The sequence below is a fragment of the Priestia sp. HNGD-A6 genome (assembly GCF_045784335.1).
Taxonomy (GTDB): Bacteria; Bacillota; Bacilli; order Bacillales; family Bacillaceae_H; genus Priestia; species Priestia zanthoxyli.
The window spans coordinates 657,714-679,287 of record NZ_CP138621.1 but is presented as its reverse complement, the minus strand read 5'-3'; the positions used below and the strand labels follow the sequence as shown (position 1 = coordinate 679,287).

Sequence of the window (21,574 nt, the reverse complement as noted above, 5' to 3'; positions counted from 1 at the left end):
TTTAAGTAAAAACGGGGAGGAAAAGTAGAGAGAAGAAACAAAAAGGAGGGATAAACGTGTTTGGGTTAAATGATCTTCCAAAGTTTGTGTGGTCATTCTGTATTGTATTGCCACTTGTATCATTTGTTCATCAGCTGGGGCATTCCGTCATGGCAATTATTTTCGGAGGGAAGGTCGATTTTACTATTGGGCGGGGGAAAACGATTCTTAAAATGGGGAAGTTTAAAATTAAGTCAGTCTATTTTCTAGACTCGTTTTGTAAATATGAAAATCTTAAGAACGACAGTCGCTTTTCCCATGCAGTGGTGTATGCGGGCGGTGTACTGTTTAATTTACTTACTATTTTTATAATAAATGGATTAATTATGGCTAATATTCTGCCTGAAGATATATTTTGCTATCAATTTGTTTATTTTTCAGTCTATTATGTTATTTTTTCACTGCTGCCAATTCAATATACAGAAACATCTGCAAGTGATGGACGTGCTATATATAACGTATTACGGTACGGGAAAACGTGTGATCCAGATTAAAGGGCTGTGTGTAGCAGCCTTTTTTGGTGCCTTTTTTCTGTTTCATTTAAATAAAAAAGGAAAACTTTACGAAAAGAAAATAGTAGCGGATAATAAAGATAGTAGATGTTGGAATGGAAGAAAGGAGAGGATTTATACGATTATTGAGACAGAGCGAATGACGCTGCGAGCTATGGCTGAAAGCGATGCAGGCAATTTAATGAAAATATTTGAAGATGCTGAAGCAATGAAGTATTATTCTTCTACTAAAAATGAACAAGACACATATCGCTGGATTCAATGGATGAAGCAGCATTATCAAACATATGGCATTAGCATGTGGATCGCTGAGGATAAACAGAATCGAGAGTTTCTAGGGCAGTGCGGCATGGTTCTTCAAAAAGTAGACGGCAAGGTAGACCCGGAGCTTGGCTATTTATTTTTACGCAGCCGCTGGGGAAAAGGCTATGCGAGTGAAGCAGCAAAAGCTTGTTTAGATTATGGCCTTCATACGCTGAAATTTCAGAAGATTATATCATTGATAGATCCTCACAATTATCCATCGATTAAAGTGGCTGAAAGAATTGGCATGAAAAAAGAAAAGCAAGTTAACAAATGGGATAAATCATTATTCTTTTATAGTATATATAATGAAAAATGAGAGTAAAGGAGTGTTAGCATGATTAACATTAACAACGTTTCGGTAAAACGAGCAGAAAAAGAAATTTTAAAAAGCGTGTCGTGGTCAGTGGAAAAAGGGGAACATTGGTGTTTGCTTGGGTTAAATGGTTCCGGAAAAACGACGCTTTTAAATATCATCAACGGATATATCTGGCCTACAAAAGGGGAAGTAGAAGTTCTTTCAAGGAAATTTGTGGAAACAAATCTGTCTGAGCTCAGAAAAGAAATTGGATGGGTAAGCTCTTCGCTTCAACAGCGGTTTCGAGATGACGATACGGTTGTAGAAATGATTTTAAGCGGAAAATTTGCATCTATTGGGTTATATGAACAAGTGGAGCAAAAAGATATGAACCAAGCCATAGAATTAATGAAGCTGCTAAATTGCGAAGATTTACAAAATCAGGCCTACGGAACACTTTCTCAAGGAGAGCGCCAGCGAGTGCTAATTGCTCGAGCTCTTATGGCTTCACCAAAGCTTTTAATACTTGATGAGCCATGTACAGGTCTAGATATAATGGCCCGAGAACAGCTTCTTCAGCTGATTGCAAAAATGGCAGAGCAGCCAAATGCTCCTACGCTTATTTATGTTACTCACCATGTAGAAGAAATTTTGCCTTGCTTTACCCATACGCTTTGTATGCGCCAAGGAGAAGTGTTTTCTTCTGGAAAAACGAAAGACCAGCTCACTGAGCCGCATCTTTCTAAATTTTTTAATCACTCCGTAGAGATTCAGCAGCAGAAGGAACGCACTTGGCTGTCATTAAAAGAACCGGTAAAAAGCTGAGCTAGCGTCGAGAAACCTTCTTACATACCACGGGAAAAAGAGCGCTGCTTGCAATGGAAACAAGCTCATTGTGGAGATAATGTTTACATGCTACATAAATAGTGGTGCTGCAAATAATATCAATGAGTAAAAAAGCAGCAATGTCATGTTTATCAATGGTTACAAATACAAAGGAAGAGGAATCATAAGCTGTCATCGTTGGCTCCTTTGGTTATATCGTTATGTTACTTTATTCACAAAAGGCTTGGGCTATACGAACTTTTAAAAAAGTACGATGATGACAGCTGATTCTCTCCTCTAAAGCTGATAATACTCTTGTTCGAGTATACTCATGATAATATCTGTCTGAAATGCTTCTTCAATAAAAGCACCTTCACGCTCTATTCCTTCTTTTACAAAACCGCATTTTTCATAACAAGCAATGGCTCTATGGTTGTATTCGAGCACTCGTAAATCGACTCTGTGCAAGTGAAGGTGTTCAAATGCGTAGGCCAGCACCAATTTTGTAACTTCAGTGCCGAGCCCTTGATTCCAAACGGAAGAATCGAATAAACCAATAGCATACCGTGCGCGCTGGTCGTACTCGTTAACGGTCAGCCGGGCTTCTCCAACAAACTGCTGCTCATATTCAACACACCAATTCAGCTTTTGAGACTTTATGTACTCGACGTGCCGCTTGGCATCTTGTAATGTAAGAGGTTTTAAGTTTCGGGTATCGCCTCCGTACATACGAATAAGCTCTTTTGTTTGCTTGCACGCTAGATAGTCATGTACATCGCTGTCTTTTGGTTTTCTTAGTATCACGTTTTTTCCTTTTAAAAGTGGTGAAACATTATTCATTTGATGCATCCTTTCTTTCCCAACATTAAAAAGGTATTCCACTTGTCTCCTAAAAAAACCTGCTTTTATGTACAAAAAGAGGCTGGAATAAAAGGATTTTAGACAAAGTGAAAAACGAACCATTGATCAAGATGTTTGATTCGTGGTTCGTTTTTTTTGTTAGGGTAAACATAGGTTTCATGTGTGTAAGTCTTTCTAGCAGTTGATTGGAGGGCAAGGCGAAGACTCCCGCGGAAAGCGAAGCCTTGCACGGAAATCAACTGCCGTGTCACAAGCGATCCATAGGAGCTCATGTATCCTATATGTTCGTCTTTAGATTGGATTCATTTCGTCATGTCTCAACCCCTTTATGAAGAATGTTTTTTTGCGTAGTGGGCAAGTGCAAGAAGAGGAAAAATATCATTGTAGCTGTGGTACTGAATATAAAATTGTCCAGGAAGACCAATTCCCGTGGGATAATGAATTTGCTGCTCTGTAAGATTTGGATTCAGTAAAAATTTAATTCCTTTTTCAACTGCTCGATCTTTTAATGGACATATTGTCATTAAAGCATCGAGAGCCCAAGCCGTTTGAGAAGGAGTGCTAAAGGGTAAAGGCACATATTTTTTTAAAGAAGCGCTATAGCATGATTCTCCGAATCCGCCGTCTTCTTGTTGAATGCTTTTGAGCCAATTGATGGCTTTGATGATACGCGGATCAGAAGCAGAAATTCCTACAGCACGGAGTCCAGTAATAGCGGCCCACGTTCCGTAAATGTAGCAAACACCCCACCGACCGTACCAGCTTCCGTTATCCAATTGATGATCAAACAGCCATTTTACTGCAGCTTTAATCGAAGGGTGGGATTTATTCATACCGGCAAAGTTTCCGAGGCACTCAAGCACTCGACCGGTTAAATCGGCAGTAGCCGGATCCGTTGCTGCGTCTTTTGCGTTTTCAAGCGGCAGATAAGTAAATAAAACAGAATCGGTATTTTTTTCAAATGCAGCAAAACCCCCGTCTTTGTTTTGCATGGACAACAGCCAGTTAATGCCCCTTTGCCAAGACTCCAAATAATCTGTATCGGTTTGCGCTCTTCTAGAAAGAGCTCTAATAGCAGCAGACGTATCGTCTAAGTCAGGGTTATTCGTATTGATATCGGAAAATCCCCAGCCTCCAGGCGCTGTATTTGGGTTATGAAACTGCCAGTCTCCAAGCTTTGTATGCTGTCTTTTCTTTAAGTAACGAGTTGTGCCTTTAATCATGGGATCTTGCTGCGGTACACCTGCTTCTTGTAGAGCGTAAGAGAGCAGAGCGGTATCCCAAACGGTTGACGTGGAGTTTTCTACGTGCACGTGGCCGCCGCATCTACTAAGTAGTGAACAAATACCGTCAATTGCTTTGTGAACTACAAATGAATCTTTTTTATAGCCAAGAGCCAAAAGACCGTAAATCATAAAAAAAGTAGAGGTGGCGTAGCTGTAGAGTGTACCATCTTTTTCGATTCTTTCCAGCATGTAACGCTCGGCTGCTTGATAACCAAGCTTGTGGATGTAAGAAGGTAAAGAAGCCAGCTGTTTTAAATGGTCGACTAAAAAAATAGAAGCGCGTGATTCTTGAGCCGTTTCATCCGATTCCTGTTTCTGTTCTCTTACATCTAAATGAGAAAGAGAAGGTGTGTGCCTAGAAGTAAGTGAAAATTTTTTGTTTCCAGCTACCATCATCGGGACGAAGTGAATTCTGGCATAGGTGCTTAGTTCATAAAAGTTAAGCGGTACATAGGTAGGCACGAGCAAAAGAGAAAGCGGGAGGTAAAATAGCTTTGGCCACTCGTATAAGCCGTTAACACAAAGCATCCATCTTGTGAGAAAATGAGCGCGAGAAATGCCTCCTGAATCTATAATATATCTTTCTGCTTTTCGCAAAATCCGGTCGTTTTTTTGGTAATAGCCTGAATATAAAAGAGCTGTATAAGCTTGAATAGTGGCGGATAAGTTATGTTCTTCATCATCAAACAATGTCCAAAGACCATCTTCATTTTGAAGGGAAACGATCCGTTCGGTTAATTGTTTAATCAACACTTCTTTATCTAAATCAAAGGTGCGAAGAAGCATAATTAAAAACGCATCAGGCATAACGCCTGTTTCAAAACAGTAGCGAAATGACCCGTCATTTTTTTGTGTTGGGCGCAGATAGGCGATTCTTCGCTGAATCTCTAGCTGAACTTCCTTTAGCAATATGATCACCTCTTATGATAATGCTTTTCAATCTTTCGACCTGTTTCTTTATAACTGTATTCAAAGGAAGAGAGTTCTATGAGAAGAGAAAGTTGCAAAGAATAGAGCGCTTGCTGCACAATAAAGGTACTGGAAAATTGGAGTGATAGAAGTGAAAGAAATACAGGTAGACGTTATTCAAGGGCGAGGCTCTTACCGAGAGCTTGGTAAAATGCAAGGGGAATTACATAAAGGGACAAAGCTGTTTAAAAATCATCAAAAAAGAAGAAAAAGTTCATTACGAAGCTATCAAACGATAGCAAAAGAAGCTCGTCATTATTACGATTTATTTGCTCCCGGACTGTGGGATGAGCTAGTGGGCTTAGCAGAAGGCTTAGATTGGCCTCTTGAAGACGTTATACATGAGTACAGCGGGTATCAGCAAGAGTGGAAGAAAACGGGATGTTCTGCTCTTATGCAGCACGGCGTGTATGTGCGAAACTACGATTATCATCCTAAAACGTACGAAGGTCGATTTTTGCTTTTTCAGCCAAATGAAGGATATGCAAGCGTCGGTTTTGGGACGAGAATGATTGGGCGAATGGATGGAATGAACGAAAAAGGATTAGCAATTGGCTATCATTTTGTTAATCGCCGCCGTCAAACGAACGGATTTATTTGCTGTACGCTCGCTCGGTTTATTTTAGAAACATGCGAAACGACAGAAGAGGCTATTGCTATTTTAGAAAGGGCACCGCACCGTCATGCGTTTAATTATTCCATTTATGACCGCAGCGGACAGGGAGCAGTAGTCGAAGTATCTGGACGAGGCGTTCATGTACAAAGAGGAACGATGATGGGGTGTACGAACCATTTTAATCAGCTGGTCGAAGAAAATCGTCATCATTTGGTAGAGTCAAGGGAAAGGCTCGATCATATTCGAGATCATATTGAAAAAAAGCTATCGCCTCTTGAAGCTTTCTCTTTATTTAATGAAGATGAATACGGTATTTTTAAAGAAGATTACCGGAATTCTGCTGGAACGCTTCATACAGTGGCATATGTACCGGAGACATTGCAAGTCATTGTGGGAATTGGACGAAAAGCAAAACCTCTTATTTTCTCGTTTGAGGATTGGGTGAAAGGAGAACAATTAACTATAACGAAAATAAAAGGAACGGTAAATACAGACGAACCATTTCCGTTTCAGTAAGGAGCAGCATAATGAGAATTGTAACGAATCAAGAGATGTATCAAGTAGATGATTATATGACGAATACAATTGGGATGAGTGAAGAGTCCCTTATGGAAAATGCCGGACAGGCTGCTGCAAACGCGCTGAGTGAGCGAATCGAAAAACATGAAAAAATAGGGTTGCTTATAGGAACGGGAAACAACGGAGGAGACGGCTTTGTTATTGCCCGTGCTTTGAAGTCAAAAGGCTATGAAGTTGACGTCTGGGTAGTTCCTGCACGGGAGAAAATAAAAGGCGCAGCTAAAAAAGCCATGATCATCTATGAAAATGCTGGATTCGCGTGGCAATCGGCGGGAGACAACTTCTCTGTGAAAAAGTATACGGTCCTTATTGATTGTTTATTAGGTATAGGCGTAAAAGGCAGCATCAAATCTCCTTATGATAACATTATAAAAAAAATAAACGACTCTAAGGCTTACATATACAGCATCGATGTCCCAAGTGGAGTAATGGAACAGAAGCAAGATACGGTACGTGCAGATGCTACGATTACGATTCAGCAGCCAAAGATCACGGCATTTACATACCCGAGCAAAGAAAGCTATGGTGAATTGATTGTAGTAGATATCGGTATCCCACCGCTAGCAATTGAAAAAAGCTCATCTCTTAAAGAGGTATGGTCAACTCAGCATATTAAGAAATCTTTTCCCATTCGGAATGCTTCGTCCAATAAAGGTACACATGGAAAAGGAATCGTAATAGGAGGTTCACTTCAAACACCCGGAGCGCCGATGCTAACGTCAGAAGCAGCACTCACAAGCGGAGCAGGGCTTTTAACGCTTGCGCTTCCGAATGATATTCATGCGATTGCAGCTGCTCACATGTTAGAAGTGATGTATAAGCCATGCCCAAGCAAAGATGGCTTTTTTGCAGGCGAGATTCCTTTAGAAGAAGCAAAGTACGATGCAATTGCAGTTGGACCAGGGCTTGGGAGAACGGAAGAAACGAAGAAAGTTGTCGAACAAGTACTTCAACAGCCCGTTTCTGTTGTAATCGACGCAGATGCTCTTTATCATCTGCCGGATTTGATGAAAGAAGTAAAAGAAAGAGAACACGCAACGATTTTAACACCTCATCCCGGAGAAATGGCTAGACTCGTGGATACAACAATCGCAGAAGTAGAAGCAAATCGATTTTCGATATCTAGCCAATACGCAGTGGAAAATGGTGTGTATCTTGTATTAAAAGGCCCAAACACGATCGTTACAACGCCGGATGGAAAACAATACGTAAATACCACTGGAAACGCAGGACTCGCAAAAGGTGGAACGGGTGACACGTTAACCGGAATCATCCTCGCTTTTATTATGCAGCATGATTCTCTTCAAGAAGCAATCAGCAATGCGGTATATGTTCATGGAAAAGCAGCGGATGTGCTGCTCGATCAGGGGCATACAATGATAGATATGTTAGCAAGTGACGTTATTTCTGCACTTCCGGCAGTCTTCGGGCAGCTGAATAAGAAGTGATCTCTTCTGGATTATTAAAATTTGTTGACAAAATCCTTCAAAAAGTTGTCAAAACTCTGTGTAAATGATAACGTTATTTTACGTAAGATTTTACATAGAAAGAAAGTGATGTTGTGTACTACTCAATGAGACCAAGAGGCATTCATTTAGCTGTGCCTACACTTTTCTTCCTTGTTACAGTCGTGTTATTTGCGATGATGCAGTTTGGTTTTTATTTGGATTCCAGCATTCTTCGTAAAATTTGGGTCATCATTATGGCTTTATTGCCCATTGCTGGACTAATCACGGCTATTAAAGGTAGAAGAGGAAGCGCAAAGCCGTGGTTAATTATAGGGAACGTGATTCTTATTTTAACCGTTACAATAATGAGCGTACAGGCTATTATTTATTAAACAAAAAAACGTGTTCGCCAAACAGGCGGACACGTTTTTATTAAGAAAGAGAAACGATTTGCTTTGTTACATAGGCAGCTTCTCCTGCGATTACCACACCATACGTATTCTCTTTTTTTGTAATTTCTACATGAACGAAGCCATCTCTATCTATTTCCTGCCCTTGTTCAATCACAAATTGCCAGCGGTCGATTTTTTGCTGATCCACATATCTCGCATAATAGGCGCCCATCACGCCAGAAGCTGTTCCCGTTACAGCATCTTCTACCGTACCTGAAAATGGTGAAGAGAAATGTCTTCCGTGCATATGAGCTTCTGGATGAATCGTTTCAAAACAAAAGGGATGAATAGATGCTTTTGGCATATCAGTTAAAATAAGAGGGAAATCTTCTTGATTAGGCTTCATCTTTTTACAGGCATCTAAACTTTTTAAAGGTACAATAAGCGTCCAGTTTCCTGTACTTCCATATACAATAGGAAGTCTTTGATCAAGGTCATCAATATGAAGATTAAGAGCTTTTGCCAGCTTTTCTGTTGAACCTAAAAACGGATGAAACTGCGGAGAAGCTTGAGTCATGGTGATAACAGGTTGTCCGTTTCTGCTCTGTACAGTCATAGGCAAAATTCCAGCATTTGTTTCCACTGTGAATGTAGTCTTTTGAAGTTTGTTTTTACTATGTAAAGCATAAAGAGAAGCGACAGTCGCATGGCCGCACAAATCTGCTTCTTGTCCGGGCGTAAAGTATCGAATTCGTAAATCAGCGCGGGAAGACTTCATGATAAAAGCCGTTTCGTTAAACTGTGCTTGATAAGCAACCTCCTGCATTTCTTCAGTTGAAAAATCATCTCCGTTAAACACAATTCCCGCAGGATTTCCTTTATTAGGGCGGGTGCTAAACGCGTCGTATTGATACACAATCGCTTCTTTCATAAAAATCCCCTCCATTTTTATATCATTATATGAAAGCTATAACCATCGTTATTTAGAATAAAAAAACAGCAGTTTTTACCTGCTGCTTTTCATTTTGCAAAACTATTCTTGCATCGCGGCATTTATTCCTTCTTTTCTAACTTCTAGCATATGAGTAGCTTTTTTATCAATACCTTTAGCTGTATCGGAAGAAATGACGCCTACGCTGCTTAAGTCATAGGCAAGACTTGTAACAAGCAGCTGCTCTCTTTGTGCGAGTGTGCCGTATGTAAGTGCAGCGGTTTTAGCTTGAATGCCACTCATATTTAATTCATCAGTAGAAGAAGCTGCTTCTTTTTTTGCGGCTATTGCTTCTTGATAAAGGGAATCATATCCTCCAAACCCTACTTGGGCAATTAGAAAGTTATAAATGTCATCGGCCGATTTTTTCGAAGGCTGAGAAAAAGCTCTTTGAAATTTATTGCGCGGTAAAAAGTTTAGTGCCGCCTGTCTTCCGTCTTCATAAATTTTTTCTTGTATTTCTTTAGTAGCTTTTTCGTCATTTTTTTTCTGTGCTGCATCTAGCTGTTTGCGATATTTTTGAATAATGACTCCGTCCTGCTGATTGTTTCCCTCTTTGAAAGTAGCTGCGGCTTGTGGAACATCTGACGTTGCTAGCGTCTCAGCGGCGTTCTCTGAAGAAGAAAAGAACGTATTTTTGACAAAAATAAGTGCAAAGATCAGCAAAATAAACCATAAAAACCTAAATTTCTTAAACAAAACGTTCACCTCTGTATAATATTTCTAATTATGTAAAACAACATCGATCAGTATACAACAATTTTAGTGTCTTTTTACACATTTACCCAAAAATAAGAAAATAGTAAGAGGTGGTTTTATTAATCTAATAGATATATAGGTTCATTGTTATAGTTCGAAAGAAACCATTGATCTATTTGTACTGATTTACATAGTCGAATATATTTTTGCTAATAAGGCTTAAAGTGACAAGAATAAAAAGCGTTCGGACGTACGTCACGCCTTTTGATAAAGCGACGTTTGATCCAACGAAAGAACCCACGATCATCGCAAACCCCATAATTAATCCGTAAGAAAATACAACAGAATCAAAATACAAAAATACAAGCAAAGCACCTAAATTACTGCCGAAATTTAAAAATTTTGCGCTACCTGCTGACTGCAGGAAATCAAATCCCATAAATAAAAAAGCAAATAAAATAAATGAACCTGTGCCTGCTCCTAAAAATCCATCGTAAAAGCCAATGATAAAAATAAGTGCAGTAAAGAAAATAAGTTTCTTAATAGACAGCGGCTTATACGTGGACGTGGTGCCCCAGTTTTTTTTGAAGATTGTATAAATAGCAACTAAAACAAGGAGAATCAAAATAACAGGTTTCAAAAAAGCAGAGGATAGAAAATGAACGGTGATTGAACCTCCCAAAGAGCCAATAAATACAAAAGGAAACCATTTACCCACAACGCGAAAATCGACTTTTCCGGATTTGACAAATCGAATGGTACTCGTTAATACGCCCATCGTTCCAGCTAATTTATTTGTAGCTAAGGCAGCAGCGGGCGGCAGGCCTAAAAATAAAAGAGCGGGTGTAGAAATTAAACCGCCTCCGCCCACTACGGAGTCAATGAATGCAGCTAAAAAACCAAAGAGTAAAAGCAAAAGAACAATCTGTAAACTTAATTCTTCCATAAAGCACCTTCCTCATGTCATAATATATATATAGTGACTACTTAAATAGTAACTATATAAAAAGCAGTTGTAAATATGTAAATGATGAAAATTTCAAATAACTTAAAAAACAGGGAGGTTTCCTTTATGGAAAATATTATTCAGCAGCTGCAGTCGCTTGGATTTAATCAGTATGAATCAAAAGTATACGTGACGCTTGTCAAAAAAGGATCTTCCACTGCTTATAGCATTAGTAAACATTCAGGTGTGCCAAGAGCGCGTGTATACGATATTTTACAAACACTAGAGGAAAAAGGCATGGTGTTAAAAGAAGAGAGTAATGATGGCACCCAGTACACGTCGCTGCCCGTCGATGCTTTTTTGCATTCGCTGCAGAAAAAATGGAACGAAACGTATGAAGGCGTTAGCGAAACGCTTAAACGTCTTGAAGCTGCAGAGTCTATAGAAGAAAGCCGGGTTATGACGATGAGAGGAGAAACAGCCATTCTTGCTTTTTGTGAGTCGCTATTGTTAAAAGCAAAAAATAAAATTGTCATCTCGCTTTGGCCTGATATTTATAATGAGTTGAAGCCTCTTTTATTACAGCTAAGGGAGAGTGTCACACTAAAAGGAATTGTGTTTGAACAAGATGAAGCGATGGAGGAATTTGACCGGCACCGCCATACAAGCTATACCGAAAATATTGGGAATCAAAACTGGTTTATTATATCTGTTGACAGCAGTGAAATGATTTATGGTCATAAAGAAATGGCTTACTATACCAATAACGGAGTTAACATTAATTTACTTGAAAACTATATTTGGCATGATATCCTCGTTAACAGACTTGTAGAAAAAAGTGATCGAGAAATGGACAGGTGGATCGAAAGGGAAAGAGAAAGCTTTTTTGCGTAGAAAAGAGACTTAGACATAACGAAATCACTTCCATCGAAAGACGAACAAACGGGATAAATGATCCAGTATGAATGGCTTGTTACATCGCAGTGAATTTCCGTGCAAGGCTTCGCTTTCCGCGGGCGGCCGATGAGCCTCCTCGTCGCTTACGCGCCTGTGGGGTCTCATCTGTTCCGCTTTTCCCGAAGGAGTCTTCGCCTTGCCCTCCAATTAACTGCTGGAAGCAGCCACCATGCATGAAAGCTACGTTCACTTTACCAACAGAAAAATCCGAACAAAGTTGATGCTCCATTAAGAGTCTCAAGTCCTCGTTCGGATCTTCCTTCAATCAAAATATTTTTGTTACAGCCTCTTTATATTAAAAAGTTTGGGCAAGTTTTTTTGCTTCAGCTATTCCTTTTTCTTTAATTTCTTGGGCTTTATCTGGCATTGCATTATGCCCTTCCACAAAAATGCCGTCTAACGAAGGGACTCCGAAGAAATTCATCATAATTCCAATATAGCGATGCCCCATTTCCATATCAGCTGCAGGACCTTCAGAATAAATGCCTCCGCGTGCTTGAATATGAAGCGCTTTTTTATCCGTTAATAGTCCAACCGGACCTTCGGCCGTGTATTTAAATGACTTACCTGCTACGGCTACAGAGTCTAAATAGGCTTTCATAACCGGCGGAAACGAAAAGTTCCACATAGGCGTTACAAAAACATATTTGTCCGCTGTTACAAACTCTTCGCTCAATTCTGCAAGGCGATTGACCTTTTCCTGTTCATGAGAAGAGAGTTCCGAGCCAGACTGAAGTTTGCCCCAGCCGCTAAATACATCCGCATCAATATGAGGGATATTTTCTTTATAAAGGTCAATATGTACAACTTCGTCACTTGAATTGTGCTCTTTGTAAGCATCGATAAATGCTTTTCCAGTTGCCATACTGAATGATTGAGACTCATCGTGAGGATGAGCTGTAATATAAAGTACTTTTGCCATGTCTTATCATCTCTTTCTTGTTTGAAATAATGTACTGTCTTATCGTTATCACTCCAATAAAAAACTATACGCGCTTTGTCAGGCAAGCTAAAAAAGAACGCAAGAAAGGGATGTCTATATAGAAAATAATGGTATAATAAGTGTTTGAATATTTACATAACAAGTATGTCTAACAGAAGTAAATAAGAGGTGTCGAGATGAAAGGAAAATGGATAATCGTTACGGGTGCAGGTGCTGGAATTGGCAAAGAAATTGTAAAAGAGTGTGTGTCGAAGGGCTATTCAGTTATTGCTTGTGATATTAACGATGGAGCTTTGAGACAGATGGCTGAAGATACAAAGGGCCAGGGCCATATTGAAACGTATGCAGTAGATGTTAAAAAAGGAAAGGATGTAAAAGATCTTTTTTATCAAATAAAAGATAAAAATTTGTATGGGTTAGTTAATAATGCAGGCGTGTATTTAGGGAAAAATTTATTGGATTATGAAGAAAACGAAATAGATTTTGTGATGGATATTAATATTAAAGGATATGTTTATTTCTCCAAGTACTTTGGCGAATTGTTAATGAAAAAGGAAACAGAAGGAGCAATTATTAATATATCGTCCGTGTCAGGAATGGAAGGAAGCTCTGATGCTATATATGGAATGTCTAAAGCAGCAATATTAGGATTAACCAAGAGCTGTGCGATGAATTTTTCTCCTTATATCCGGGTGAATGCGATAGCACCTACAATGGTAAATACCGATATGATGAAAAATATTCCAGAGTGGCGCAAAAATGAATACATCGCTCATCAGCTGGTTCCAAGCTTTATTACGCCTCAAGACGTGGCAGATACCGTTCTTTTTTTACTGAGTCCTCAAGCAAAACATTATACAGGAGCTACCTTTGATTTAAATAGCGGATGTTATTTACGATAAATTATCTTTTAAACGAGTAATTGAGGCTGGACAAAAATATTTTAGTTAAGAATAAATTCGAATGATCAATCGGTATTATTGACTGACCATTCGGATTTTTTACTGTTATTATAAACGTTGGTTTCACCGCTTCTAGCTGTTGATTGGAGGGCAAGGTGAAGACTCCTGCGGGAAAAGCGGAACAGATGAGACCCCACAGGCGCGTAAGCGACGAGGAGGCTCATCGGCCGCCCGCGGAAAGCGAAGTCTTGCACGGAAATCAACAGCGGTGTCAAGAGCAATCCATATGAGTTTATTAATCCAATTTGCTCGTCTTTAGATTGGGTTAATTCCGTTATGTCCCATCCTCCTTTTTGTTTTCTTAAGAATTCTTAAGAAATTTACTTAACGTTTCTTTAGATTTTTTTTCTATTCTAGAAAGAAAGAGTAGAAAGAAGGAATAGAAAATGAATTTAGCTTTTATGTATCAATATTTTCACCAGCCGCGAACGGTAGGAGCGCTTTTGCCAAGCTCTACGCACTTAGCGAAAAAAATGGTGAAAGGGATTGATTTTGAACATGCAGCCTGTATAGTAGAGTACGGGCCAGGAACCGGAGTTTTTACCCGTGAATTAATAAGAAGACGAAGCGCTTGTACAACTTTACTTCTTATCGAATACAATCGGCATTTTTACGAAAAAGTAAAGGAACAAGTAAGAGATGAAAAAAATGTGTATGTGATACACGGCTCGGCTGAACATGTTCAAAAGTACTTGATACAGTATGATATTTCAAAAGTAGATTACGTACTATCAGGTCTTCCTTTTGCTTCTTTAGCAGCTGAGGTGTCAGATTGTATTTTGCGAAACACGCAAAGCGTATTAGCTGATGAAGGGAAATTTGTTACGTTTCAGTATACGAATTTAAAAAAAGAGTTGATCCGCACGTTTTTCCCCCACATTAAAGTTGAAAAAGAGTGGAGAAACGTGCCTCCCGCATACATTTTTTCATGCGAAAAGAATGAGGTATAAGGAGTTTGTAAATGAAAGACAGAATTTTAATTATAGATGACGATGAGCAAATTCGTAATTTAATTGCTATTTACTTAGAAAATGAAGGATTTGAAACGCTGAAAGTTTCTAATGCTGTATCTGGATTAGCGCTTTTAGAGGAACAAGAAGTAGATTTAATTATATTAGATATCATGATGCCGCAGATGAATGGAATCGACGCAGCTTTTAAAATACGTGAAGAAAAAAACATGCCCATTATTATGCTTTCGGCGAAGTCAGAAGATATGGACAAAATTTCTGGTCTAACAGCAGGCGCAGATGATTACTTAACAAAACCATTTAACCCACTCGAACTCATCGCACGAGTCAAATCACAAATTAGACGCTATAAAAAATACAATGAACGCGCTGAGCGTGACGTTATTCAAATTGGCGATTTGGAAATTAACCGCAGCACCCGCCTTGTATTTGTGCGCGGCCAAGAGATTCGTTTAACGCCAAAAGAGTTTGATATTTTAGAGCTGCTGGCACGCAACAAAGGAACAGTGATGAGCATGGGGAAAATATATGAAGCCGTGTGGCAAGAAGACGCGTTTAAATCGGATAATACTGTAATGGTCCATATCACAAAAATTCGTGAAAAAATTGAGGATAATCCGAAAAAGCCCATTTATATTAAAACCATATGGGGCGTAGGATACAGGATATGAGAAGAATAAGTGTAAAGCTTCTTTTTGCTATCATTATAAGTTTTTTGGCTACCAATTTAATTTTTATTTTAATTGCTAGGCTTGTTTTGAGCAGGTATATACAAGAAGAGAAAATGAATGTCCCTGCATATAATGTATTAGCGTTTGGACTTTTCTTTATCGCCGTTGTGGTCTTTGTTTTTGTTTTTTTAGCACTTATTCGTTCCCATATTCGTTATCTGAAAGAAATCTCTAAACAAGTTCAAAAAATCTCAAATGGAGATTTAGGCGCAACCATCCATGTACGAGGAAAAGATGAGCTGGCTGAATTAAGTCAAAACATTAACAAGATGTCTGCGCAGCTTCGTACAAAGTTTGATCGTGAACGAGAGCTGGAGCAATTGAAAAATGAGCTAATATCAAGTGTGTCTCACGATTTGCGTACGCCTTTAACTTCCATTGTGGGGTACCTCGATTTAATCAAAAAAAGAGAAAGTATGGATGATCAAACATTAGATAGCTACTTATATATTGTGGATTCAAAAGCAAATTATTTAACGGATTTAATAGACGAGTTGTTTGACTATACAAAATTAACGAGTCCGGATTTTCAGCTTCAGCGAAATGAGGTTGATATGAAACGTTTGCTTCAGCAGGTAATAGGAGAGTACGAGCCGATGTTAAAAAGAGAGGGCATTGACGTTCAGACTAACTTTGCTTGTGAATGGCATGCATTTATTGATGTAGAAAAAATGGTGAGAGTCTTTCAAAACTTGCTCGAAAATGCCAAGAAGTACAGCCAAAAGCCTTCCGTATTAGAGGTGAATCAGGAAATTGATGAGGATTCGTTGGTAATTTCCTTTAGTAACAGCATTAACATCAGTGAAAAACTTGAGGTGGAAAAGTTATTTGATCGATTTTATCGAGGTGATGAATCAAGAACGAACGTAAATGGTTCAGGTTTAGGGCTGGCTATTGCAAAACAAATTATTCAGCTGCATCAAGGAGAGATACGAGCAGAGCGTCAGCATAATAAGCTCACTTTTTCGATAAAGCTGCCGCCTAACACAAGAAAGCCTTAAGAATCACTTGTAAAGATTCTTAAGGCTTTTTGCGACTATTTTAATGCCGTATTCAAATTCTGCAAGCGTCGCATAAGAAAAGGATATTCTGATATGCTGTGACGTTTCATGGTCATACAATGCGCCTGGATTTAAAAGAACTCCTTCGTCGAGACAGTGCTTAAATAATTTCCGCATCGAAACAGGCTTATGCAGCGTCAGCCAAAAATAAAAACCTCCGCTCGGAGTATTCCACGCAGCAAGACTTTTTAAATACTTCTCTAAAATAGCCTGAGTTTGCTGAGATTTTTCTTTTAATTTATAGCGTATGCTAGCCACATGCTGGTCATAAATCCCGGTTTTTAGAGCTTCAGCAGCTGCCCATTGAGATAAGGAACTGGCTCCGTAGTCAACTTGCATTTTAAGGTCGGCCAATCGCTCAATTACATGTTCAGGCCCTACAATCCATCCAATTCGAAATCCCGGACTAAATGTTTTAGAGAACGTTCCTAAATAAAGAACCACTCCATTTTTATCTCGAGCTTTTAATGAAAGCGGAGGCGGTGAATGGAACCAAAGCTCTCCGTAAGCATCATCTTCAATAATTGGCAAATGCATTCTTTCACACTGGCGAAGCAGCTCTTGGCGCCTTTGTTCACTCATCGTTACATTGGTGGGGTTATGAAAGTTCGGTATTGTATATAAAGCTGTGCCTTTTTCTTTTTCGTGCTGGTCTTTTAATGAAGTTAAATGCATTCCTTCTTCGTCTAATGAAACGCCCGTTAGTTTCATTTGTGCGGACTGAAATAACGGTAGAGAATAAAGGTAAGAAGGCTTTTCAGCTAATATATTGGCACCTGGAGGCAGCAGGCCGATTGAAATTAACTGAAGGGCTTGAAGTGAACCGGATACAATTAAAATAGATGAAGGAGACGTTTCAATGCCGCGTTTTTTTACATGCTTCACTAACTCTTGTCGGAGTTCATCATTTCCTCTTGGGTGCTCGTAGCCCAAGTGTAAGCTTCTATGGTTAATTCCGCTAAATAGTTCCGCAAGATGATGGGAAGGAAGCAGGTCAGGTGCTAACTCTCCAGTTCCTAAACGAATAATGCCCGGTTGAAATTCAGCTTCGTTAATATGGCGGATAGTCGGAGAATTTGGTTGGTATATTCCTGCTTCTACATACGAATTCCAGTTCATCTGAGAACCTGATGCTAGTAAGCTCCACGTATTGTTGATGACCTTGGTGCCGCCTCCTTTGTTTCCGCTGAGCAGTCCTTCAGCAATTAAGTTTTCGGTTGCCGTCACCACCGTGCTTCTATTTACAGAAAAGCTAGTAGCTAAATGGCGCTGAGAAGGAATTTTCGTTCCAATAGGCCATTCTCCATTTATGATTTTCTCTTTCATATACTCTTGAATTTGTTTGTGCATTGGCTTTTTATCAGCCGGATTTGGAGTCCAGTTCATGTGAGACCACCTTTTTATAATTTGGTTGGTATTATAAATCAAAATTTGGATGGAGACAACAAGGGATGTCAATTGTAGGATAAAAGAGAAAGGAGAGAACAACATGTTTACAGTGGTTATACATGCTTTATTGTTAGCATTTGGTTTGATTTTACCTTTAGGAGTACAAAATGTGTTTGTTTTTAACCAAGGAGCAAATCAACGAACGATCAAACAGGCGCTTCCTGTAGTGGTAACGGCTTCTGTTTGTGATACGATTTTAATTCTAGTAGCAGTGCTGGGAGTTTCAGCAGTAGCCGCTACCTTTTCATTTTTTCAAGCGCTTATTTTTGGGATAGGTTTTCTTTTTTTAGCGTATATGGGCTTTGTGACGTGGAAGAGCGAACCTTCAAAAACGTCAGTAAAGGAAGGGATGACGGTGAAAGCCCAAATTTTATTTGCTGCTTCTGTATCTCTGCTAAATCCTCACGCGCTGATGGATATTATGGGTGTAATCGGAACAAATTCTCTACTGTACAGCGGAAAAGAAAAATGGATTTTTACGCTCGTTACGATATCCGTTTCGTGGATATGGTTTTTATCCTTAGCTTTTGCAGGAAAAGCAGTAGGGGAAATGGATTCAAATGGGAAAATAATGATTTGGGTCAATAAGGCTTCTGCATGTATGATTTGGGGAGTAGCTCTTTACATGGCAAAAAGTATGTTTTTTCAGTAAAATAGGTGCTAAAAGAAAAGTTATATAATAGAAAGCGAGGGGTAAAGATGATTCAAGGAATTAATCATATATGCTTTTCTGTGTCAAATTTAGAACGGTCCATCATATTTTATCAAAAAGTGTTAGGGGCGGAACTTTTAGTAAAAGGAAAGTCCACCGCTTACTTTAGTCTAAATGGAATGTGGCTCGCGTTAAACGAAGAAAAAGATATTCCTAGATCAGAAATTCATTATTCGTATACTCATTTAGCATTTTCTATTTCCATTGAAAGTTTTGACCAAGCAAAAGAGCTGTTAAAACAGCATAATGTAAATATCTTACCTGGAAGAAATCGTGACGAGAGAGACAAAAAATCTATTTATTTTACGGATCCTGACGGTCATAAATTTGAATTTCATACTGGTACGCTCCAAGACCGTTTAGCGTATTACCAAGAAGAAAAGCCTCATATGACATTTTATTCGCCAAAAGAGTAATACTAAAATAGTTATATAAGGTTACAGTTTTATTACATTCGCATTCCTCGCTCAGTTATCATTAAATAAACGATGCTGTTGTGATATAATGGAAAAAAAGTGAGGAGGAGGAAGAATGTATACCGCAAAACAGGTGAAGTTTGGTTCGCATATTGTGATAGGCGTACTTTTCGGCATCCTAGCTGCAATGTTAATCGGCACTTTTTATCAAAATGTACCAGGTGTATTACCGTACGGGATGATTAGTGGACTTGCAGTAGGACTCATAGCAGATACATATTATACAATTAAAACAAAAATAAAGGTTATTTAATATAGTGTAGTACTATTCTCAGGAGAAATAAAAGATTCCTTTTGAAAATAGTACTATTTTTATGAAGAAAATGGTTAATTTATATTTTAAAAAACAAGTAAACCCGCTAAAAAGATTACAAATTTATTATTTTAAATCAGAAATAGGGGGTGAAATATCAAATTAACTCTAAGTATAGAATTATATGTTAAAGTAAATAACCGTTTTCTAAACAGTGAAACGGTTTTTACTTTTTTTCTAATTAGTTTCGTTGCGCGTCAGATAAAAGGTCTAATAATTAAGCAATTGTTCGTAAAACTGAGGATAAGAGATTTTTTAAAGCTGCTACTAACAGATAAACTACTGTTGCTTTTAATGGTCTATCTATAGAAAACTTGATAATTTTTCTAAAATCGTTCTTTTGGAGTACATAATATATGCTATCATTGTTTGGTGAAAAAACTACATACCAAAAAAAGGAGAAAAAATGAAGAATTTAAGAAAAATCGGCCTAGGACTTGTAGCATCTTTGCTATCTATTAGTTTAGTAGCTTGTGGATCAACGAAAGAAGAACAAAAACAAGGATCTGCTAAGCAAGAGCAGAAACAAATGGGGAAAGAGCAGAAAAAACTCGAACAAAAACTCTCTAAATTAGAGAGTGAGTATGAAGAATATACAAAAGAAAAAGGATATATGGAATCTGATGATTATCTTGTTTTTGAAGCAGACTTTAACATACTAGCAAAGTCAATTGAAAGCAAGAATATTCTTCAGGGCGATGATGGTGAACTAGACAAACATGTAAAAGACTTAAAAACTGAGATAGACCATTTAAGTAATGATCAAGCAATAAAAGCTCAGAAGCGTTATGGTTCGGCAGTAGATGTGTACGAGGCTGCAATTGGTACTCATATGCATATTGTGTTAACTAAAGCGGATATTACTCAGCACTTTAATGCGGTGAACACTATTGAGTTAGACAAAGATTTTAATGCAGATAGCTACGATTATGAAAAAATTGATGCAGACGCAACTGAGGCTATTAAGTCTATACAAGGAATGCCTATGAAAAGAATAAAGCTTATTAAGGAAGAGTTGGAGAAATATAAAGCTAGCTTTAGTACTGAAGAATATAATCAATTAAATTCCGCAGTCACTAGCGTGACTTCGTCATTAAATAAGCAAGTTGAAATGCTAGAAGTTCTACAAAAAGAAAGTGGTAAGGATAAATCAACTTTAGAAGAAAACACAAAAGCTGCTGAAGTACAATTTTTAGATGCTAAAGAAAAAGTGTCTGCATTTGAATCTAAATATGATATCCAAATGTAAAATATATGCTTTAAATATAATTGTTTATTAAAATAAAAAGCCGTTTCTTAACCAAAGAAACGGCTTTTTATTATTTCTCTCTATTGATCTTTGGTGTACGTAAGAAGAGAGAGAGTAATAACGCAACTAGAGTCAATAGCGTCGCAAATAAGAATACATCGTTACTACCATATCTATAGTCGAAGTTGTTATTGCTTTAGCGAGGTGTTCCGTAGTTTGTTGCGTCATAATTGTAACAAGTATAGCAGTACCAATTGAACCTGCAACTTGACGAATTGTATTATTTAAAGCTGTACCGTGAGAAATTAAATGTTGAGGTAATTGGTTGATGCATTCAGTCACAATCGGCATCATAATTAATGCACCTGGCAATAATAGTAAATCTGATTGAAGCGGCGTAAAGCCTCGAATGCTTTATAGATAGATTGGCAGCGGTTTTGAAATTATTTAGGATGAAACATAAAAAATTATAATAAGATTTGTTGAAAATCAACTTGGGAATTATTGATGTAATTTTCTGAAACTTTTATTAGTGCTATAACGTATAGTAAGTATAGGGAATGTTAATTTAAATTCCTTTTTGCGGAAAAACGTTTAACATAAAGTCGAATCATCTGTTAGTTCTGTTTTGTTTAAAAGAATGTGGAGGGGATAGTTATTAAAAAACTTGCCATTTTACTTGTTGGAGGGTTTTTATCCTGCGGAGGATATATGCTGTATTACGCGACGCTAGGTGAATTAAAGAAGAAAAAGGGGGTATTAAAATGACAATGTGGCTATGGGCAGGCGGATGTATAGTGTTTTTGTTAGCAATGGGTTACATTGCAGATCGTGTAGCAATAAGGAGAAACATTGAATTTAGTCCGGAGGATGGAATTAAAAATGCTACAGATGCAGAACAAATATATGTGGAGAGCTATTTGAATGAAACAAAAAATACGAATAATAATATACCGCTTTAATAGAAATTATAAATAAAAGGTTTA

General features: G+C 38.2%; 26 protein-coding genes and 1 pseudogene. 17 read left to right on the top strand and 10 right to left on the bottom strand.

The genetic code is table 11. The features are described 5' to 3' along the window. Positions 1–56 precede the first annotated feature (56 nt). The 3 genes from SCI76_RS03515 (at position 57) to SCI76_RS03505 (ending at position 1,977) form a co-directional block, all read left to right on the top strand. A complete protein-coding gene (locus tag SCI76_RS03515; protein ID WP_168760692.1) occupies positions 57–533 on the top strand; it encodes a site-2 protease family protein in 477 nt (158 codons plus the stop codon). Positions 534–690: 157 nt separating this feature from the next. Then, positions 691–1,173, top strand: coding sequence for a GNAT family N-acetyltransferase (locus SCI76_RS03510; RefSeq protein ID WP_047751057.1), 483 nt, complete (start codon positions 691–693; stop codon positions 1,171–1,173). Between the two features lie 18 nt (positions 1,174–1,191). After that, positions 1,192–1,977, top strand: a complete 786-nt coding sequence (locus tag SCI76_RS03505; RefSeq protein WP_328179547.1) for an ABC transporter ATP-binding protein — start codon at positions 1,192–1,194, stop codon at positions 1,975–1,977. Between the two features lies 1 nt (position 1,978). Here the strand turns inward: SCI76_RS03505 and SCI76_RS03500 are convergent, their stop codons facing one another. From SCI76_RS03500 to SCI76_RS03490, 3 genes are all read right to left on the bottom strand, one after another. Next, complete coding sequence (locus SCI76_RS03500) at positions 1,979–2,173, bottom strand: hypothetical protein (protein WP_209151604.1); 195 nt, start codon at positions 2,171–2,173, stop codon at positions 1,979–1,981. Positions 2,174–2,274: 101 nt separating this feature from the next. After that, positions 2,275–2,817 (bottom strand): GNAT family protein, encoded by a 543-nt coding sequence (locus SCI76_RS03495; RefSeq protein ID WP_328179548.1) that lies wholly within the window; start codon positions 2,815–2,817, stop codon positions 2,275–2,277. 347 nt (positions 2,818–3,164) lie between these two features. Continuing rightward, a complete protein-coding gene (locus tag SCI76_RS03490; RefSeq protein ID WP_328179549.1) occupies positions 3,165–5,042 on the bottom strand; it encodes a prenyltransferase/squalene oxidase repeat-containing protein in 1,878 nt (625 codons plus the stop codon). Positions 5,043–5,184: 142 nt separating this feature from the next. Here SCI76_RS03490 and SCI76_RS03485 point away from each other — a divergent pair, with 142 nt between their 5' ends. The 3 genes from SCI76_RS03485 (at position 5,185) to SCI76_RS03475 (ending at position 8,128) form a co-directional block, all read left to right on the top strand. Beyond that, positions 5,185–6,225 (top strand): C45 family peptidase, encoded by a 1,041-nt coding sequence (locus SCI76_RS03485; protein ID WP_328179550.1) that lies wholly within the window; start codon positions 5,185–5,187, stop codon positions 6,223–6,225. A gap of 11 nt (positions 6,226–6,236) precedes the next feature. After that, on the top strand, positions 6,237–7,736 hold the full coding sequence (locus SCI76_RS03480) for an NAD(P)H-hydrate dehydratase (RefSeq protein ID WP_407545052.1): 1,500 nt from the start codon (positions 6,237–6,239) through the stop codon (positions 7,734–7,736). Between the two features lie 113 nt (positions 7,737–7,849). Continuing rightward, a complete protein-coding gene (locus SCI76_RS03475) occupies positions 7,850–8,128 on the top strand; it encodes a hypothetical protein (RefSeq protein ID WP_230683458.1) in 279 nt (92 codons plus the stop codon). Positions 8,129–8,168: 40 nt separating this feature from the next. Here the strand turns inward: SCI76_RS03475 and SCI76_RS03470 are convergent, their stop codons facing one another. The 3 genes from SCI76_RS03470 to SCI76_RS03460 all read right to left on the bottom strand — a co-directional run bounded on the left by SCI76_RS03470 (position 8,169) and on the right by SCI76_RS03460 (position 10,764). Then, positions 8,169–9,059, bottom strand: coding sequence for a PhzF family phenazine biosynthesis isomerase (locus SCI76_RS03470; protein ID WP_328174840.1), 891 nt, complete (start codon positions 9,057–9,059; stop codon positions 8,169–8,171). A 102-nt stretch (positions 9,060–9,161) separates the two neighbouring features. Continuing rightward, on the bottom strand, positions 9,162–9,827 hold the full coding sequence (locus SCI76_RS03465) for a hypothetical protein (protein ID WP_223260154.1): 666 nt from the start codon (positions 9,825–9,827) through the stop codon (positions 9,162–9,164). Between the two features lie 163 nt (positions 9,828–9,990). Continuing rightward, a complete protein-coding gene (locus SCI76_RS03460; protein WP_013056888.1) occupies positions 9,991–10,764 on the bottom strand; it encodes a TSUP family transporter in 774 nt (257 codons plus the stop codon). A gap of 126 nt (positions 10,765–10,890) precedes the next feature. Between SCI76_RS03460 and SCI76_RS03455 the strand changes: the two genes are divergently transcribed. After that, positions 10,891–11,658 (top strand): TrmB family transcriptional regulator, encoded by a 768-nt coding sequence (locus SCI76_RS03455; RefSeq protein WP_048021129.1) that lies wholly within the window; start codon positions 10,891–10,893, stop codon positions 11,656–11,658. Positions 11,659–11,737: 79 nt separating this feature from the next. Here the strand turns inward: SCI76_RS03455 and SCI76_RS03450 are convergent, their stop codons facing one another. Continuing rightward, positions 11,738–11,950: a hypothetical protein gene (locus tag SCI76_RS03450; RefSeq protein WP_048021127.1), complete on the bottom strand. Its 213-nt coding sequence runs from the start codon at positions 11,948–11,950 to the stop codon at positions 11,738–11,740. Between the two features lie 66 nt (positions 11,951–12,016). Next, on the bottom strand, positions 12,017–12,643 hold the full coding sequence (locus SCI76_RS03445; protein WP_048021125.1) for an FMN-dependent NADH-azoreductase: 627 nt from the start codon (positions 12,641–12,643) through the stop codon (positions 12,017–12,019). 197 nt (positions 12,644–12,840) lie between these two features. Here SCI76_RS03445 and SCI76_RS03440 point away from each other — a divergent pair, with 197 nt between their 5' ends. From SCI76_RS03440 to SCI76_RS03420, 5 genes are all read left to right on the top strand, one after another. Continuing rightward, positions 12,841–13,566: an SDR family NAD(P)-dependent oxidoreductase gene (locus SCI76_RS03440; protein ID WP_048021123.1), complete on the top strand. Its 726-nt coding sequence runs from the start codon at positions 12,841–12,843 to the stop codon at positions 13,564–13,566. A gap of 139 nt (positions 13,567–13,705) precedes the next feature. Next, positions 13,706–13,885 carry a hypothetical protein gene (locus SCI76_RS03435; protein ID WP_080963388.1) on the top strand — a complete coding sequence of 60 codons (180 nt, stop codon included), beginning with the start codon at positions 13,706–13,708 and terminating at the stop codon, positions 13,883–13,885. A gap of 127 nt (positions 13,886–14,012) precedes the next feature. After that, complete coding sequence (locus SCI76_RS03430; RefSeq protein ID WP_168760698.1) at positions 14,013–14,576, top strand: rRNA adenine N-6-methyltransferase family protein; 564 nt, start codon at positions 14,013–14,015, stop codon at positions 14,574–14,576. Between the two features lie 11 nt (positions 14,577–14,587). Continuing rightward, positions 14,588–15,268 carry a response regulator transcription factor gene (locus tag SCI76_RS03425; RefSeq protein ID WP_034265788.1) on the top strand — a complete coding sequence of 227 codons (681 nt, stop codon included), beginning with the start codon at positions 14,588–14,590 and terminating at the stop codon, positions 15,266–15,268. Continuing rightward, the gene (locus SCI76_RS03420) at positions 15,265–16,329 is read left to right on the top strand and encodes a HAMP domain-containing sensor histidine kinase (protein WP_240962064.1); all 1,065 of its coding nucleotides are present in this window, start codon (positions 15,265–15,267) and stop codon (positions 16,327–16,329) included. The genes SCI76_RS03425 and SCI76_RS03420 overlap by 4 nt, the downstream gene beginning before the upstream one ends. A gap of 3 nt (positions 16,330–16,332) precedes the next feature. Here SCI76_RS03420 and SCI76_RS03415 read toward each other — a convergent pair whose 3' ends face one another. Further along, positions 16,333–17,775 carry a PLP-dependent aminotransferase family protein gene (locus SCI76_RS03415; protein ID WP_168760699.1) on the bottom strand — a complete coding sequence of 481 codons (1,443 nt, stop codon included), beginning with the start codon at positions 17,773–17,775 and terminating at the stop codon, positions 16,333–16,335. Positions 17,776–17,878: 103 nt separating this feature from the next. On the opposite strand from SCI76_RS03415, the gene SCI76_RS03410 reads away from it, so the two are divergent. The 4 genes from SCI76_RS03410 to SCI76_RS03395 all read left to right on the top strand — a co-directional run bounded on the left by SCI76_RS03410 (position 17,879) and on the right by SCI76_RS03395 (position 20,588). After that, positions 17,879–18,490 carry a LysE/ArgO family amino acid transporter gene (locus tag SCI76_RS03410; RefSeq protein ID WP_034265797.1) on the top strand — a complete coding sequence of 204 codons (612 nt, stop codon included), beginning with the start codon at positions 17,879–17,881 and terminating at the stop codon, positions 18,488–18,490. A 47-nt stretch (positions 18,491–18,537) separates the two neighbouring features. Beyond that, entirely contained in the window at positions 18,538–18,966 is a 429-nt protein-coding gene (gene fosB / locus SCI76_RS03405) for a metallothiol transferase FosB (protein ID WP_063248070.1), read from the top strand. 115 nt (positions 18,967–19,081) lie between these two features. Further along, complete coding sequence (locus SCI76_RS03400; RefSeq protein WP_016763981.1) at positions 19,082–19,279, top strand: hypothetical protein; 198 nt, start codon at positions 19,082–19,084, stop codon at positions 19,277–19,279. A gap of 466 nt (positions 19,280–19,745) precedes the next feature. Next, complete coding sequence (locus SCI76_RS03395) at positions 19,746–20,588, top strand: DUF342 domain-containing protein (RefSeq protein WP_168760700.1); 843 nt, start codon at positions 19,746–19,748, stop codon at positions 20,586–20,588. 198 nt (positions 20,589–20,786) lie between these two features. Here the strand turns inward: SCI76_RS03395 and SCI76_RS03390 are convergent. Beyond that, positions 20,787–21,020, bottom strand: a pseudogene (locus SCI76_RS03390) (hypothetical protein); the annotation flags it as partial. Positions 21,021–21,352: 332 nt separating this feature from the next. Here SCI76_RS03390 and SCI76_RS03385 point away from each other — a divergent pair. Continuing rightward, positions 21,353–21,550 carry a hypothetical protein gene (locus tag SCI76_RS03385; RefSeq protein WP_045290429.1) on the top strand — a complete coding sequence of 66 codons (198 nt, stop codon included), beginning with the start codon at positions 21,353–21,355 and terminating at the stop codon, positions 21,548–21,550. Positions 21,551–21,574: the final 24 nt, after the last annotated feature.